This window comes from Dokdonella sp. GW821-FHT11D02, from assembly GCF_058808595.1.
In genome coordinates this window covers 4081087-4097324 of the sequence record NZ_CM179520.1, presented here as the reverse complement: position 1 = coordinate 4097324, position 16238 = coordinate 4081087, and the positions used below count along the sequence as shown (strand labels likewise).

General features: G+C 67.5%; 10 protein-coding genes. 6 read left to right on the top strand and 4 right to left on the bottom strand.

Annotated elements, in window-relative coordinates; translation table 11 throughout:
* Positions 1-74 precede the first annotated feature (74 nt).
* Positions 75-1337 carry a threonine/serine exporter family protein gene (locus tag AC3QL3_RS17430; RefSeq protein ID WP_492895352.1) on the top strand — a complete coding sequence of 421 codons (1263 nt, stop codon included), beginning with the start codon at positions 75-77 and terminating at the stop codon, positions 1335-1337.
* A gap of 26 nt (positions 1338-1363) precedes the next feature.
* Here the strand turns inward: AC3QL3_RS17430 and AC3QL3_RS17425 are convergent, their stop codons facing one another.
* Positions 1364-1831 carry a Dps family protein gene (locus tag AC3QL3_RS17425; RefSeq protein WP_492895351.1) on the bottom strand — a complete coding sequence of 156 codons (468 nt, stop codon included), beginning with the start codon at positions 1829-1831 and terminating at the stop codon, positions 1364-1366.
* Positions 1832-1961: 130 nt separating this feature from the next.
* Between AC3QL3_RS17425 and hrpA the strand changes: the two genes are divergently transcribed.
* Positions 1962-6041, top strand: a complete 4080-nt coding sequence (gene hrpA, locus AC3QL3_RS17420; protein WP_492895350.1) for an ATP-dependent RNA helicase HrpA — start codon at positions 1962-1964, stop codon at positions 6039-6041.
* Positions 6042-6173: 132 nt separating this feature from the next.
* On the opposite strand, the gene AC3QL3_RS17415 is transcribed toward hrpA, so the two are convergent.
* The gene (locus tag AC3QL3_RS17415; RefSeq protein ID WP_492895349.1) at positions 6174-6554 is read right to left on the bottom strand and encodes a hypothetical protein; all 381 of its coding nucleotides are present in this window, start codon (positions 6552-6554) and stop codon (positions 6174-6176) included.
* A 346-nt stretch (positions 6555-6900) separates the two neighbouring features.
* Between AC3QL3_RS17415 and AC3QL3_RS17410 the strand changes: the two genes are divergently transcribed.
* Positions 6901-8100, top strand: coding sequence for a hypothetical protein (locus tag AC3QL3_RS17410; protein ID WP_492895348.1), 1200 nt, complete (start codon positions 6901-6903; stop codon positions 8098-8100).
* 58 nt (positions 8101-8158) lie between these two features.
* Here AC3QL3_RS17410 and AC3QL3_RS17405 read toward each other — a convergent pair whose 3' ends face one another.
* The gene (locus AC3QL3_RS17405; RefSeq protein ID WP_492895347.1) at positions 8159-8359 is read right to left on the bottom strand and encodes a hypothetical protein; all 201 of its coding nucleotides are present in this window, start codon (positions 8357-8359) and stop codon (positions 8159-8161) included.
* Between AC3QL3_RS17405 and AC3QL3_RS17400 the strand changes: the two genes are divergently transcribed.
* From AC3QL3_RS17400 to AC3QL3_RS17390, 3 genes are all read left to right on the top strand, one after another.
* Complete coding sequence (locus tag AC3QL3_RS17400) at positions 8358-10358, top strand: RelA/SpoT family protein (RefSeq protein WP_492895346.1); 2001 nt, start codon at positions 8358-8360, stop codon at positions 10356-10358. The two genes, AC3QL3_RS17405 and AC3QL3_RS17400, sit on opposite strands and share 2 nt — an antisense overlap.
* Before the next feature lie 163 nt (positions 10359-10521).
* Positions 10522-13047, top strand: a complete 2526-nt coding sequence (locus tag AC3QL3_RS17395) for a serine/threonine protein kinase (protein WP_492895345.1) — start codon at positions 10522-10524, stop codon at positions 13045-13047.
* 125 nt (positions 13048-13172) lie between these two features.
* Complete coding sequence (locus tag AC3QL3_RS17390; protein WP_492895344.1) at positions 13173-13958, top strand: NRDE family protein; 786 nt, start codon at positions 13173-13175, stop codon at positions 13956-13958.
* On the opposite strand, the gene AC3QL3_RS17385 is transcribed toward AC3QL3_RS17390, so the two are convergent.
* Positions 13955-16045 carry a glycosyltransferase gene (locus tag AC3QL3_RS17385; RefSeq protein ID WP_492898971.1) on the bottom strand — a complete coding sequence of 697 codons (2091 nt, stop codon included), beginning with the start codon at positions 16043-16045 and terminating at the stop codon, positions 13955-13957. The genes AC3QL3_RS17390 and AC3QL3_RS17385 overlap by 4 nt on opposite strands.
* Positions 16046-16238: the final 193 nt, after the last annotated feature.

Sequence of the window (16238 nt, the reverse complement as noted above, 5' to 3'; positions counted from 1 at the left end):
GGGAAGCTGAGGAAATCCATCGAGCATGCGGCGTTCATGCTCGTTATGAACGAATTCGCGGCATCATTGCGCGGATGAATGGCGACCTTTCCAACAAACCGATCGGCGGCGAAGTTCCGCTGAAGACGCGCATCGGCTTCGTCGTCGAGCTGGCGCGTCGTCTGCACGAGTACGGCACCGCGGCGCCGCGCCTGGAGGACGTCGTCAATCTGGTCAGCGCGCGGCTCGGCTTGATCTGCAACGTGCTGTCGACGCCGACGTCGATCGTGATGTCGTTCTCCGACCTCGCCAGCAACGACGACGACATCGCCGAAGTGACCCAGGTCGTGCGACTGCCGCCGGGCGAGGTGAACCTGAAAGCGCTGTGCCTTACCGATGCGATCGCCAATCGCGTGATCGCCGGCGAGATCGGGCTCGCCGAAGGCCGCCGCCTGCTGCGCGAAGTCGGCGCGCGCAAGCCGCGGCTGCTGGCGAAGGTCGCCAGCGTGATCAGCTACGGCATCTCCGCGGCGGCGATCGCGATCATCCTGCACGCGGGTTGGACCGAAGCCGCGGTCGCCGGCGGCATTGGCCTGGTGATCGGCCTGATCGCGCTGGCCGGCCAGCGCTGGACCTCGTTCAATCCGGCTTCGGAAGCGACATCCGCCTTTCTGGCGACGATGATCGCCACCGCTGTGGCCGCCTGGCTGGTGCCGCTGGCGCTGCGCTCGGTGGTGATCGCCAGCCTGATCGTGCTGATGCCCGGCATGACCCTGACCACGGCGGTGCGCGAGCTGTCGACCCAGCATCTGATTTCAGGCACTGCGCGCATGGCCGGCGCCATTGCGACCTTGCTCAAGCTGACGTTCGGCACCGTCGTCGCGGTGCAGGCTTGCGTCTTGCTCGGCATCCAGCCGCAGCAGTTCGAGGATGCGCCGCTGGCGCCGGTATTGGCCTGGGGCGCGGTGGTCGCGGCAGCGCTGTCGTTCGCGGTGCTGTTCAAGAGCCCGCTGCGCTACGTGCCGATGGTGGTGGTGGCGGTGCTGCTCGGCTACGCCTGCACCCAGCTCGCCGGCGGATTGTCGCCGGCGTTCGGCACCTTCGTCGGCAGCGTCGCAGTCGGCGCCGCCAGCAACCTGTTCGCGCGCTTGACCGACCGCCCCGGCGCGCTGGTGCGCGAACCCGGCATCATTCTGCTGGTGCCGGGCAGCGTCGGCTTCCGCACCTTGAGTTTCGTGTTCGAGCGCGACGTCCAGCTCGGCTTCAACACCGCGATCACCTTGGTCACGCTCTTGGTCGCGATCGTCGCCGGCCTGTTGTTCGGCGATCTTCTGGTGCCGCCGCGGCGCAAGCTCTGACGCGGCGGCACGGCGTTACTGTCGCCTCACTTCAACAGCGAACGCAGCATCCAGGCGGTCTTCTCGTGCTGCTGCAGGCGCTGCGTAGCGAGATCGGCGGTCGGCTGATCGTCGGCCTTGTCGGCGACCTTGAACACTTCGCGGCCGGTGCGCGCGACCGCTTCGTGGCCTTCGACCAGCTGCTGCACCATGGTCTTCCAATCCGGCACGCCGGTTTCCTCGACGATCGAGGTCAGCTTGCCGAACTGCGTGTAGGAACCCGGCGCGTAGACGTCGAGCGCACGGATGCGTTCGGCGATCGCGTCGGCCGCGGTCCACAGCTCGTTGTATTGCGTCTCGAACATCAGATGCAGCGTGTTGAACATCGTGCCGGTGATGTTCCAGTGGAAGCTGTGCGTCTTCAGATACAGCGAATAAGTGTCGGCGAGCAGCTTGGACAGGTTCTTGGCGATGTTCTCGCGGTCCTTCTTGGCGATGCCGATGTCGATGGCCATGGCGCGGTTTTCCTCGAAAAAGGAGGCGCAAGCCTAGCGCGCGCGGCGGTCGGAGTGAAATCGAATTCGCGCATCGGCTCGATCGCCGGCGGCTATCATTGGCGGATGGTTTCGTTTCGTTCGTAGGTCCATGACCGAGCTTTCCAACCTGCGCGCCGCGCTGGATCAAGTGATGGCGCGCGATTTCGGCCGCTTGCTCGCACGCTGGCGCCGGCTGCGCGAAGAGCCGGCCGCGGTGGCGCTGGAGGCGCTGCGCGCCGATATCGCCGCCTCGAAGGCGCGCCGCGACGCGCGTGCTGCGCGCGTGCCCGAGATTCGCGTCGACGAATCCTTGCCGATCGGCGCGCGCACGGAAGAAATCGTCGAATCGATCCGCAAGCATCCGGTGATCGTGCTCGCCGGCGAGACCGGCTCGGGCAAGACCACGCAGCTGCCCAAGCTGTGCCTGGCAGCCGGCCGCGGCACGGCCGGCCTGATCGGTTGCACGCAGCCGCGGCGCATCGCCGCACGCACCGTCGCGCGGCGCGTCGCCAGCGAACTGGGCACCTCCATCGGCGAGCTGGTCGGCTTCCAGGTGCGTTTCGCCGAGCAGGTCGGCGACAACACCCTGATCAAGTTCATGACCGACGGCATCCTGCTCGCCGAAACGCAGAGCGATCCGTGGTTGAACGCCTACGACACGATCATTCTGGACGAGGCGCACGAGCGCAGCCTCAACATCGATTTCCTGCTCGGTTACCTCAAACGCCTGTTGGCGCGACGGCACGACCTCAAGCTGATCGTGACCTCGGCAACGATCGACACCGCGCGCTTCGCCGCCCACTTCGGCGGCGCGCCGGTGATCGAGGTCGAAGGCCGCACCTATCCGGTCGAGGTGCGCTGGCGGCCGATCGAAACCTTCGCGGCCGTGGGCCGTGGCGAGCGTTCCTCGCCGGCGGAGCGGGCAGGGGCAACGCCGGCTGCCGAGGCTGGGGCAAGGGCAGGTCGGAGCAAGGCCTTACCCGCCCGCCGCGAGACGCCTTCACCCGCCAACAGCGGCAGCGAAATCGAACGACTGCTCGCCGTCGCCGACGAAATCACGCACGAGGATCCACGCGGCGACGTGCTGATCTTCCTGCCCGGCGAGCGCGAAATCCGCGACGCCCACCTCGCGCTGTCGCGCCGCAAATACCGCGAAACCGAAGTGCTGGCCTTGTACGCGCGCCTGTCCGCCACCGAGCAGGATCGCGTGTTCAAGCCCGGTCCGCAGCGCCGCATCGTGCTCGCCACCAACGTCGCCGAGACCTCGCTGACGGTGCCGCGCATCCGCTACGTGATCGATACCGGCAGCGCGCGCGTCAAGCGCTACAGCCCGCGCAACCAGCTCGAACGCCTGCACATCGAACCAATCTCGCAAGCCGCCGCCGATCAGCGCAAGGGACGTTGCGGTCGCGTCGGTCCCGGCATCTGCTACCGGCTGTACGGCGAGGACGACTACGCGCAGCGGCCGCGCTACACCGAACCGGAAATCCTGCGCTCCTCGCTGGCCGGGGTGATCTTGCGCATGCTCGCGCTCAAGCTCGGCGACCCGGCCGATTTCCCCTTCGTCGAAGCGCCCGACGAGCGCGCGATCGGCGACGGCTATCGTCGCCTGAGCGAGCTCGGCGCGGTGGCGGTCGTCGACGATCGGAAGGCGGCGACCGATGAGCGCCCGGCGCGACAAAAGCTGACCGCCATCGGCCTCGTTCTGGCGCGCCTGCCGATCGACGTCGCGCTCGGGCGCATGCTGATCGAGGCCGAGCGTCGCGGCGCGCTGCGCGAACTGTTGGTGCTGGCCGCGTTTCTCAGCGTGCAGGATCCGCGCGAGCGCCCGGCCGACGCGCGCCAGCAGGCCGATGCGGCACACGCGGAGTTCGCCGATCCGAAGTCCGACTTCGTCGGCGTGCTCAAGCTGTGGAGCGCCTACGCCAGCGCGCACGAGGAACTGACCCAGTCCAAGCTGCGCGATTGGTGCCAGGCGCATTTCCTGTCGTTCCTGCGCATGCGCGAATGGCGCGAGCTGCATCGGCAGCTGCTCCTGTTGGCGCAGGAGAAGCCGGGATTGGGGATTGGAGATTCGGGATTGGGCAAAGCGGAGCCGGTCGCGGCTCGTGCTTCTTCCAATCCCCAATCCCCCATCCCCAATCCCAGCCTTTACGAATCGATCCACCGCTGCCTGCTCGCCGGTTGGCCGACCCAGGTCGGATTGAAGGACGAGCGCGGTCAGTACCGCGGCACGCGCGAGCGCAAGTTCGCGATCTTTCCCGGCTCGGCGCTGGCCAAGTCGCCGCCGCAATGGCTGTTGGCCGGGCAGATTCTGGATTTGGCGAAGGTCTATGCGATGCAGTGCGCGCGCATCGAACCGGCCTGGATCGAGCAGCAGGCCGCGCACCTGGTCCGGCGCAGCTGGCGCGACGCGCACTGGTCGCGCAAGCGCGGCACGGTGGTGGCGTTCGAGCAGGTGACGCTGTTCGGCTTGACCCTGGTCGAAAAGCGCGCGGTGCAGTTCGGCGCGCAGGAGCCGGCGCGCGCGCACGAGATCTTCGTGCTCGAAGCGCTGGCGCGCTGCGAGATCGATACGCGTGCCGACTTCGTGCGCGCGAACGCGCGCGTGCTGGCCGAGGCGCACGAGATCGAGGCCAAGCGCCGTCGCAGCGGGCTGTTGCGCAGCGACGAGGAGCTGGCTGCGTTCTTCGCGGGCAAGCTGCCGGCGGACATCCATACCGCCGTCGCGCTCGATGCTTGGTATCGCAGGGCGACACCGACCGAGCAAGCCGCGTTGCACTGGTCGCTGGCCGACGTGCTGGGCGAATCGCCCGGCATGGGGGCGCGCGATTTTCCGGCGCAGCTCGACCTGGCAGGGCATCGATTGCGGCTGTCTTATCGCTTCGTGCCGGGCGATGCCGCCGACGGGGTGACCTTGCAAATCCCGCTGGCCTTGGTGAATGCGATTCCGGCCGCGCGTTGCGAATGGCTGGTGCCGGGCTTGCTGGCGGAAAAAGTGGCCGAGGCGATCCGCGCGCTGCCGAAGGCTTTGCGCCGCAACTTCGTGCCGGCCCCGGATTTCGCGCGCGCGTTCGCCGAGGCCGAGACGCCGCGCGACGAGCCGCTGTTCGTCGCGCTCGCGCGCTATCTGCAAAAGGTCACCGGCGTCGCGCTGGCCGCTGCCGATTTCGCCGAGATCGAATTGCCGCCGCATCTTTCGATGAACTTCCGTATCTACGACGAGCGCGGCACGACCCTGGTCGAAAGCCGCGATCTCGCCGCGATCCAGGCGCAATGGACCGGCGCCGCACGCGTCGCTTTCTCGCAGCGCGCCGACGTCGAGCTGACGCGCGAAGACGTGGACACGTTCGATTTCGAAGACATTCCGGCGAGCGTGGTTTCGGGCGGCGGTTTGACTGCGTTCCCGGCCCTGGTCGATCTCGGCGAGAGCGTTGCGCTGCGCGTGTTCGAGCGCCACGACGAGGCTGCGGTGGCGCATCGGCGCGGCGTCGAGCGCTTGCTGCGGCGCACGCTTGCCGACCGCATCAAACAGGCACGGCGGCAACTGCCGTTGAACAACGCCTTGATGCTCAAATGGGCCGCGATCGGCACAGCCGAAGTCTTGCGCGCCGATTTGGTCGAGGCCGCCTTGCTCGAGCTCTTCGCGGCGCAGGACCCCGACATCCGTACGCGTGCTGCGTTCGAGCACGCACGCGAGGCGATCGCACGCGGCCTGTTCCCGGCCGCGGTCGAACGATTGGCGCAAGCCGAGGCGATCATCGCCGCGTACGTCGAATTGCAGCCGCTGCTGCAGCCGCCGCTGATGGGCTTCGCCAAGGCCAACTACGACGATCTGCGCGAGCAGCTCGGTGAATTGTTGGCGCCCGGTTTCGTGCGTGAAGTAGAGAAATCGCGTCTGGCGCAATTTCCGCGCTATCTGAAGGCGATGAAGCTGCGCGCCGAGCGCCTGCGCCAAGATCCCGCACGCGACCAGGCGCGCCTGCTCGCCTTGCAGGGCTACTGGCGCGAGTATCTGAAATTGCGTGCCGAACGCGGCGGCGAGGATGCTGCCCTTGCCGAGCTGCGCTGGACGATCGAGGAATTGCGCGTGTCGACTTTCGCGCAGGAGCTGCGCACGGTCGAATCGGTTTCACCCAAGCGCGTCGCCAAGCTGATCGAAACCTTGCGGGCGCCGAAGCGGGCTTGAGTCGGTTCGCGTTGCGCCGGCGCGTGCGTTTCGACCTCATGCCCGCAGGAGCGGGCATGCGTCGCGCAACAAAGAACCTGGATTCCGCGTCAGCGCACATCCCCTATCGTCGGGGATGCGCGCCTACTGCGCTTACTTGATGCGCTGCACGCGCACGCTGCAACCGCAACCGTCGACGGCCAAGAGCCAGCTGCCGAGCAGCATCGGCTTGACCTTGACGACCGGGTTGACGAACTCGCCGGCGGAGTACTGGCCCGACTCGGACTGCTGCCATTCCTGGCCGTTGTCGAGTTTGAACACGGTCTTGCCGCGCCAGCCCGTGAAGGTGCCGGTGATGCGGCTTTCGATCACGCCGCGCTCGGCCGAATCGGGGTAGAACACCGGTGCGCCGCTGGCGGTGACGTATTTCGTCTGTCCGGCGCCGCCGTGCGACTGCAGCCAGCTGTTCAGTCGCTGCAACTCTTCCGGCGACAGCTTGTCGAGTCCGGCCGCGCGGAACTCGGCCTGCGACATGCGCTCCTCGAGGGTAGGGGACTGGGTTTGGGCGGCCACCGCACCTGCGGCAACCAGTAGGATCAGGGCAAGGCTCGAAATTGGGCGCATAGGGTTGGCTGCTGCGGGGCGGCGTGTGACCGCAGCCGCAAAAATCCTTGTTCTTACACGAAGTTAACAGGTGCGCTCGAGCGCAGAAACCGGTACGATGGAGCGAATTTGAGTGTAGCACGCCCGTCGAGCCAAGGTTCGAGGGGGTTCTTCGGCGAACGGTCGCCTGCCTTCTAGTGCAGGCCTCGTGCCCCGGGCGACTCCGGTTCTGGAGCGCAGGGGAGCCACCAAAAGTTGCAGCAAAGAGAATTTCCGAATGTCGTCAGTCAAGAAGTGGATGGTTGGCCTTGTCGCCGGCGCGGCGGCGTGTGGTTCCGCTGTGGCCGAACCGGTGCTGGTCGTCGACAAGCAATCGCAAAATGTGCAGACGCCGACGGCGCCTGAGTCTGGTTTTTCGTATGTGCAGAGCGCTCCCACCGAAAGCACCCTGACGGTTTACACGGAAGGATTCTTGTTCTGCGGCAATCCAGGCCCCGGAACGAACACGCCGATGGATCTGGTGGTCAAGCACGAAGACAAGACCATGAGTCCGCCGCAAGCTTGGGTCTTTCCCAAGTCGAGCGATCTGCCCAGGCTCGCGTACACCGGCGATAGTCTCAATCTGAATGCCGGTCAGGATACGTCCTTGACTTGCTTGAGCACGGCAGTCGACGGTGCGCTGAAGAGCAGCACCCGCCAAGGTATCTTCGACAACGGCTATGAAGCGGCAACGGCAGCCAACTACAACCGGTTGATCAACTGGGTTCCGTCGGTCGGCTTCGACTGGAACACGCCCGATTGGAGCCAGGTGCCGGTTGCGCCGTGCAGTCCGAGCGCCAACCAGCCTGCCATGGTGGTCGAAGACGTAGGCTGCGCTGCTGTCACGGCTGTTCGTCCGTCTGCTCAGAGCGGTGGTACACCGACGCGCGCCGGGCGTCTGTGGACGTACACGGACGGAACCTATCTCACTTATCTTTTTCAGGTCGACGTTCGTCTCGGTCCGCAAAGTTCTGAGGCTCCCGTGCCCCTGACTCCGGCTGCGAGCGGTTCGTCCAACGACGCGGTGAATGGTGCCGGGCAGCTCTTCTTCACGGTTCGTGAAGCGTTCGACGGCAAGTATCTCAACAGCACAGCCGCCAGATCCGATGAGGGGTGGTGCGTGTTGCAGAGTGTTCCGGCGACGCTCAATAGCAACGTCTGTGTCGGACAAAATTTCACGTCGATCAACAACGGAGCGCCGGTCGAGATTCCCGGCTCCGCCGGTGGTTTGTCCGGCTCGGTCGTGCACTCCTATATCGCCGTCAAACGCGCCGTCGTCGGAGGCCATTCGACGCTCGAAACACCGGTCGTCGGCGTTTCCGTCCTGGTCGAGCGCTCCGGCGTCGGCGAAGGGGCGGACAAATTCATCGGCGACAACGTCATATTCGGCTTCATGCCGACTTCCGGTGGCTTCAATTGGATGCGTGGCGCTCAATAGTTGACGCAGCGGGATGATGTTTCGATCGGCGCCTGCGGGCGCCGATCGTGTTTTCGGGTCAGCGATTTGCGATGGTCGAGGTCTTTACCGAGCCGATGAATCCGCACGACGATGCCGGCTCCCCGCTGGTGGCGTGGGCGGGCGCGCACGCGCGAGCGTCGGGAGCAGGAGTGGCAGCGCGCGCGTGCCGATTGGCGTTCGAGCGAACGTCGGCGGTCGACGGCACGAACGCGGCGACGCAAACCGAACTCGTCGCCATGCTCGACCTCCTCGGCGACCTCGGTGTCGGCGAGGAAGCGCAGGCGGCTTGCGTTCTGCACACGATTGCGCTCGCCGGCGTCGTCCTAGGTGAGGTCGATTTCGCCGCGTTTTCGCCCGACGTGCGTGCCCTGGTCGAAGGTCAGCAGGCAGCGGAGAAGGTATGGGCGCTGCATGCGAACCGCGGCAGTGCCGGCAGCAACGAAGGCTTGCGCCGCCTCTTGCTCGCGATCATCCGCGACCTGCGCGTGGTCTTCATCTTGCTCGCGCGCCAGCTCGTGCGCATGCGCGCGGCCGAGCGGCTGCCCGAAGCGGAACGACGCGCGCTGGCGCAGCTCAGCGCCGACATCCATGCACCGTTGGCGAACCGTCTCGGCATCTGGCAGGTCAAGTGGGAGCTGGAAGACCTCGCGTTCCGCTACTTGCAGCCGGAAGTCTATCGCCGCATCGCCGCCCTGCTCGACGAGCGCCGCGGCAACCGCGAGTCGTGGATCGCCACAGCCAAGACGCAGCTCGGCGCGGCGCTGACGAAGGCGGGACTCGCCGCCGACATTGCCGGCCGGCCGAAACACATCTATTCGATCTGGCGCAAGATGCAGCGCAAGGGGCTCGAATTCTCCGAGCTCTACGACGTACGCGCGCTGCGCGTGTTGGTCGACGATCTGGCCGCCTGCTATGCCGCGCTCGGCACCGTGCACACCTTGTGGCCGCCGATTCCTAGCGAGTTCGACGACTACATCGCACGGCCCAAGGGCAATCACTATCAGTCGCTGCACACCGCCGTGATCGGGCCGGAAGGCAAGACGCTGGAAGTGCAGATCCGCACGCACGACATGCATCGCCACGCCGAGCTCGGCGTGGCCGCGCACTGGCGCTATAAGGAAGGCGGCGGCGGCGATGCCAGCTTCGAGCGCAAGATCGCCTGGATGCGTCAGCTGCTGGAGAACAAGGACGCGCGCGAAGACGACGCCGCACTGCTCGCCGGTTTCCGCACCGAAGTGGTCGAGGACCGCGTCTACTTGCTCACGCCGAAAGGTCAGGTGATGGATTTGCCGCGCGGCGCGACCGTGCTCGATTTCGCCTATGCGATCCACACCGACGTCGGCCACCGCTGCCGCGGCGCCAAGGTCAACGAACGCATCGTGCCGCTGACCTTCCAGCCGAGCAGTGGCGATCGCATCGAGGTGCTCACCGGCAAGGTGCTGGAACCGCGCCGCGACTGGCTGTCGCCGCATCACGGCTTCCTCACCACCCATCGCGCGCGCGAAAAAGTGCGCACGTGGTTCAAGCGCATCGACCTGGCGCAGAACCTCGCCGCCGGCCGCGCCCTGCTCGAGCGCGAACTGAAGCGTCTGGCCTTGCATCACGCCAATCTCGACGGCTTGCCCGAGCGCTTCCAGTTGAAGCATCTCGACGACCTGCTCGAGGCGCTCGCGCTCGGTGACGTCAGCACCGGCCAGATCGCGCGCGCGCTGCATGAACTGAGCGCGCCGCCGCCCGATCCCGCTTCGGTGCCGCCACCGCCGCCGACGCGCGTGCCGAGCGCGGAGCAGGGCGCCATCGTCATCGACGGCGTCGGCAATCTGTTGACCCAGCTCGCGCGCTGCTGCCACCCGCTGCCGGGCGACGCGATCGCCGGCTACATCACGCGCGGTCGCGGCGTCTCGGTGCATCGCGCCGACTGCGCCCAGCTGGCATCCTTGCGCGAGCGCGACGCCAGCCGCGTCGTCGCGGTCGAGTGGGGCACGCGCAAGCAGGCGGCCTACGACGTCGACGTGGTCGTGCGCGGCTACGACCGCAAATGGCTGCACAAGGACGTCAGCAACGCGATCGCGGCCGCCAACGCGCACGTGATCGCGGTCAATGCGCGCGTCGACGGCAAGAATGGAATCGCGATCATGGACTACGCCTTGCGCGTGGCCGACTTCGGCCAGCTCAGCAGCCTGCTGAGCCAGCTGCTGGCGGTGCCGAACGTGATCGAGGCGCGCCGCGTCGGTTGAGCCTCCGGGCGCGCTGCGGCGTCACCCGAAACCCCCGCCGTCTTCATGTCGCGTTGACATCGGCGCCCGCGTTCGGCGCTGTTGGCGCGCGAACTGCATGCTATTCTCAAAAACCAGCCGGGGGCGCGGTTTCCCGGTCTTTCCACGCGGATATGACGCCAACGTGATCGAGATTCCCGGTTACCGCCTGTTGCGCCAGCTCGGTCGCGGCGGCATGGCGACGGTGTACCTGGCCGTGCAGGAGTCGGTCGACCGCGAGGTGGCGCTGAAGATCATGTCGCCGGCGCTGCTGGCCGATCCGAACTTCGGCGAGCGTTTCCTGCGCGAGGCGAAGATCGCCGCGCGCCTGCATCACCGCCACGTAGTCGGTATCCACGACGTCGGCCGCGCCGGCGACTACCACTACATCGCGATGGAGTATCTGGGCGGCGGTGCGGTATTGGCCAAAGACGGCAGCACGCGCGAACCGGCTTTTGCGCTGCGCGTGACGCGCGAGATCGCCGGCGCGCTCGGCTACGCGCAGGAGAAGGGCTTCGTCCATCGCGACGTCAAACCCGACAACCTCCTGTTGCGCGATGACGGTTCGGCCGCACTGACCGACTTCGGCATCGCGCGCGCGCTCGACTCGACCTTGCGCATGACCAAGACCGGCGCGGTGGTCGGCACGCCGCACTACATGAGCCCGGAGCAGGCGCGCGGCAAGCCGGTCGACGGCCGCTCCGACTTGTATGCGCTCGGCGTCGTTTTGTTCGAGATGCTGGTCGGGCGCGTGCCCTACCAGGCCGACGATTCGCTCGCGATCGGCATCATGCACATCACCCAGCCGGTGCCGGTGCTGCCCGACAGCATCATGGCGCTGCAACCCCTGCTCGGGCGGCTGTTGGCCAAACAGCCGGAAGAGCGCTTCCAGACCGGGCAGGAAGTCGCCGTCGCGATCGCCGAGATCGAACGGCGCATGGCCGACGGCGTCTTGCCGGAGCTCGACCAGGCACAGCCGCCGACGCGCCGCGATACACCAGTGTCGATGCGCGCGGGCGACTCGCCGCTGCCGCTCGCTGCGGTCGGCTCGGAGCGCTCGGAGCGTGCCGAGCCGAGCATCGGCCGCATCGACCAGATCGTCGCCGCGATCGACGACGACGGCATCCGTGCCGAACGCGGCAACGGCAACGGCAAGAGCCGCGCGCAGCCCGCGCGCATGCCACGCACCAGCTGGCTCGCGATCGGTGCCGTCGCCTTGCTCGCGTTGGGCGCGCTCGGTGCCTGGGGGTACCAGGATCGCCTGCGCGCCCTATTGCCGCGCACCGAATTCAACGACACCTTGTCGCGCGCGCAACGCGCGCTCGACGCCGGCCGCCTCACCGGCAGCGACAGCGCGCGCGAATTATTCCTCGCCGCGCGCGCGCAGGACCCGGACAACGACATTGCACGCCGCGGTCTCGACGCAGTCGGCCGCAAGCTGCTCGAGCAAGCGCAAACCGCCCTGAAGGCGAACGATTTCGCGGCCGCGCGCGCGGCCTTGAACAGCGCGCGCGAGCTGCTTGGTGGCGGCAGCGAAGTGGAACGGCTCGAGGCGGCGCTCAAGCAAGGCGAGTCGCGCGGCGACGAGACCTCGGAATGGCTGACCACAGCGCGCAGCGCCTTGGACGCCGGCCGCATTACCGGTTCCGACGGCGCCGCCGAGCAGTATCTGCGCGTGCTCGCCGCCGACAAAGGCAATGCGCTCGCGCTGGCCGGTCTGCAGAAAGCGGCCGAAGCGCTCGCCACGCAGGCGCGCAATGCGCTGACGGCGAAGGACGTCGCCACCGCCGCCGCTCGCAGCGACGACATCGCGCGCATCTTGCCCACCTACGCGGGCTTGCCCGATCTGCTCGGCCGCATCGCACAGGCGCGCGAAGCCGAGCGCGCGGCAGCCGAGGAAACGCTGGCGCGCGCCGAGGAGCAGCTGCGTGCGGGCCGCATCGCCGGCAGCGACGACGCCGCGCTGGAGCAGTTCCGCCGCGTCTTGAAACAGGATCCGGCCAATGCGCGTGCCAAAGCTGGCCTGCGCAAGGTCGCGCAGGCTTTCGTCGTGCAAGCCAGCGCCGCGATCGAGGACAGCAACGCCGGCGCGGCCGACAAATTGCTGACGCAGGCGGCCGAACTCGCGCCCGATCTGCCCGACCTGCGCGCGGCACGCTCGAACCTGCGCGAATTGCGCGAGCGGCTGGCGATCGGTGCCGAGCGCGCCGCGTTGACGCCGGCACAGATCGAACAAGTACGCCGCCTGGTCGGCGAAGCCGCCACCGCGGCGGCGGCCGGTAACCTGATCGTGCCGCCCGGCGACAGCGCTTACGACAAATACCGCGCCGCGCTCGCGCTCGACCGCAACGACCGCGAAGCGGAAGCCGGCATCGCGCGCCTGCCCGCGCGCGCGAAAGAACTGTTCGGACAAGCGCTCACCGACGGCACGCCGCAGCGCGCCTACGCGTTGCTCGACGCGGTGCGCCAGATCGCACCGGACGATGCCGCACTGCCGTCGCTGACTGAGAAGCTCGCCAATGCCTTCCTCGACCAGGCCGACGCGCGCATCGGCGAAGGACGCCGCAGCGACGCCGCGCGCGCGCTGAACGCCGCGCGCGAACTCAGTCCGCACAATCCGCGTCTGGCGCCGTTGGAAAGTCGCGTGCAGGCGTTGCCCGAAAAGCCGTGAGGAGCCGGGATTGGGGATTGGGGATTCGGGATTGTCAACGAAGGCTTGCGTCGCTCTTCTAGGTTCCTTCCCAGTTCTCAGCTTTTCCGAATCCCCAATCCCCAATCCCGAATCCCAGCTCCCCCATGTGCCTGCTTCTTATCGCCGTCGACGCTGTCGCTAGAACGCCGCTGCTGTTGCTCGGCAATCGCGACGAATTCCATGCGCGTGCGACCGCGCCGGCGCAACCGTGGAGCGAGGACGCACGCGTGGTCGGCGGACGCGATCTGGTCGCCGGCGGCAGTTGGATGGCTCTGCGCGAGGACGGACGCTACGCCGCGGTGACCAATCTGCGCACCGGCGTGCCGGCGACCGCGCCGCGTTCGCGCGGCGATCTGGTGCGCGCGTTCGTGTTCGGCGAGGAAACGCCGGCGCGCTATCTCGAAGCTCTGCGCGCGAAGGCCGGTGAGTACGGGCCGTTCAATCTCATCGTCGGTGACGCAGCCGGCTCGTTCGCGCTCGGCAGCAACGATCGCAGCGTGCGTACGTTGACGGCCGGCGTCCACGTGATCAGCAATGGCCCGATCGGCGTGCACTGGCCGAAGACCGAACGTCTGCAGCGGCGCTTCGAGCATCTGGTCGGCGCAGGCGACGTCGACGAAGCGCGTCTGCTCGACCTCTTGCACGACGAAACGCAGCCGCCCGATGCGGCGTTGCCCGACACCGGCGTCGGCGCTGCGCTCGAACGCGTGCTCGCACCGGTTTTCATTCGCGGCGAGAAATACGGCACGCGCGCGAGCACGCTGGTGACGCGAGGCAACGACGGCCGCTGCCGCTTGCACGAGCGGCGCTTCGGTCCCGGCGCGAGCGAGGACGGCGAAGACCGCTGGCAGAGCCGCGCCGGCGGTGGCTTCGCGCGCGAAGCCGCCTAGGCGAGCAAACCTTGCAGCGCTACACGCGCGGCGGCGAATGAGAAGTGCCGCTCGACGTTGGCGAGACCATTCGCCGACAGCCGATTCCATAGCGCCTCGTCGCGATACAAGCGCACCACGTGCGCGGCGAACGCTGCGGCATCGTCCGCGACCAGCACGTCTTCGCCGGCATTCACGTGCATACCCTCGACCGCGGCATGGGTCGCCACCACCGGCAGGCCGTAGCTCATCGCCATATTGACCTTGCCCTTGACGCCGGCGCCGTAGCGCAGCGGCGCCACCGAGATGCGGCAGCCGTCCATGTACGGCGCGATGTCTTCGACGTAGCCGTGCACGAGCACGCGTTCATCGGCGAGTTCGCGCACCGCGTCCGGCACCTTGCTGCCGATCACGTGGAAGTTCGCATCCGGCAGTTCGGCGCGGATGCGGCCGAAGACTTCCTGCACGAACCAGGTCACCGCATCGGTATTGGGCGGATGCTGGAAGCCGCCGACGAAGACCAGGTCGCGGCGCGCCTCGAACGGCCGCCGACAGCCGTACACCTCGTGCACGTTCGACAGCACCTCCACGCGCGCGCCGGGCGCTTCACGTGCGAGCAGCGCTTGTTCGACCGGACTGACCACCAAGGTCACGTCGCATTCGCGGATCAGCTTCAGCTCCTGCGCACGCGTCGCCGCGGCGACGCGTGCGAGCTCGGGCTTGCCCGACAGCTCCGCCGCGCGCTGTTCGCGCAGGTAGTGCAGGTCGACCGTGTCGAACGCGAGCCGTGCCTGCGGTGCGTACAGGCGCACCAGTCCGACGTAGCTGGCCGCGACGTAGTGGCGCGACAGCACGATCAGGTCGAACTCACGCCCGCGTTCGCGCAGGAGCGCGATCGGATCGGCCGCGTACGGGCTGTACAGCGCTTCCACGCCGAGTTCCTGCAATTCGGCTGTGTAGCGTTCGATCCAGGCGCGGTTGTCGGGCAGGAAACTGGTCTGGCAGCCGAGATCGGACAGGACGCGCATCAGATTGACCATGCGCAAAGAGCCCGAATCCTGATCCGGTGTCGGCGTGGTGGCGTCGACGATCAGCACGCGCTTGCGCGCGCGATGCGTCGCGGCACGTCCGATCGGGGTGCCCGGCGCAGGCTGCCGCGCCAGCGCATCGCGCCATTTGTCGAGAAACTTCTCGCGATTGACGACCTGGTAGCGCTTGGTGCCGCTGCCCAGATCCGTGCCCGAGGTGATGCCCTCGAAATGCACTACGGTCGCGGCCGGTTCGTAGTAGACCTTCAGCCCCGCCGCGCGCACGGCGAAGGCGAGGTCGGTGTCCTCGTAGTAGGCCGGCGCGTAACGGCGGTCGAAGGCGCCGAGCTGCTCGAACAATTCGCGTCGCAACAGGATCGCCGCGCCAGAGCAGTAGTCGACTTCGCGGCGGAAGTTGTAGCGCGCATCGGTCGGGCTGTCGAAGCGGCCGTAGTTCCAGCCCGAGCCGTCGTCGAAGACGATGCCGCCGGCCTCCTGCAGACGCCCGTCCGGATAGACCAGCTTGGCGCCGACCAGGCCGGCCTGCGGCGCTTGCTCGATGCAGCGCACGAGCGCTTCGACCCAGCCGGCGGTGACGACGGTGTCGTTGTTGAGGAACAACACGTACTCGCCGCGTGCTGCCTGCGCGCCGGCATTACACGAGCCGACGAAGCCGAGGTTCTCGGCGTTGCGTAGCGCGCGAATGCCGGCGATTTCGCCGAGCCGCTCCGGCGTCGCGTCGCTGGAGCCGTCATCGACCACGATCACTTCGAACGGCGTCGTGCCGGCGTGTTCGGCGATCGAGCGCAGGCAGGCGACGGTGTAGGCGATCTTGTTGTAGACCGGAATCACGATCGACACGCGCGGACTGTCGCTGCTGGGCAGCGCGAACGATGCGAAATCGTTGGCCGGCTCCGCATAGGCGATCGGCGCCTGTTGCGGGCCGCTGCGGCGAAACTCCTGCGCGATTCGCTGCATGGTGCCGGCCAATCCGCGTTGCGCCAGGCTGCCGCGTACGCGTGCGACGGAGCCGCGCAAGTGCGTCAAGCGAAAGCGCAGGCTCGCGCGCAGCGCGAGCAAGCGCGTGGTGGCCGCACGCAGCGGCCGCGTGATGCGCCAGGAGCGGCTGGTCAGGATCGCCGCGCGATCGCGTGCGATGGATTCCAGGCCGGCAATGGTCTCGCGCTGCTGCTCGGTTTCGGCGACCAGCGATTTCGCCCAACGCGTGCGGTCGTCGAGTTCTTCGTGCAGTGCGCTGTGCCGATCGCTCAGT

Coding starts and splice junctions, on each gene's coding strand:
- AC3QL3_RS17430 (WP_492895352.1), top strand. CDS start 75: ATGAATGGCGACCTTTCCAACAAACCGATCGGCGGCGAAGTTCCGCTG.
- AC3QL3_RS17425 (WP_492895351.1), bottom strand. CDS start 1,831: ATGGCCATCGACATCGGCATCGCCAAGAAGGACCGCGAGAACATCGCC.
- hrpA (WP_492895350.1), top strand. CDS start 1,962: ATGACCGAGCTTTCCAACCTGCGCGCCGCGCTGGATCAAGTGATGGCG.
- AC3QL3_RS17415 (WP_492895349.1), bottom strand. CDS start 6,554: ATGTCGCAGGCCGAGTTCCGCGCGGCCGGACTCGACAAGCTGTCGCCG.
- AC3QL3_RS17410 (WP_492895348.1), top strand. CDS start 6,901: ATGTCGTCAGTCAAGAAGTGGATGGTTGGCCTTGTCGCCGGCGCGGCG.
- AC3QL3_RS17400 (WP_492895346.1), top strand. CDS start 8,358: ATGCTCGACCTCCTCGGCGACCTCGGTGTCGGCGAGGAAGCGCAGGCG.
- AC3QL3_RS17405 (WP_492895347.1), bottom strand. CDS start 8,359: ATGGCGACGAGTTCGGTTTGCGTCGCCGCGTTCGTGCCGTCGACCGCC.
- AC3QL3_RS17390 (WP_492895344.1), top strand. CDS start 13,173: ATGTGCCTGCTTCTTATCGCCGTCGACGCTGTCGCTAGAACGCCGCTG.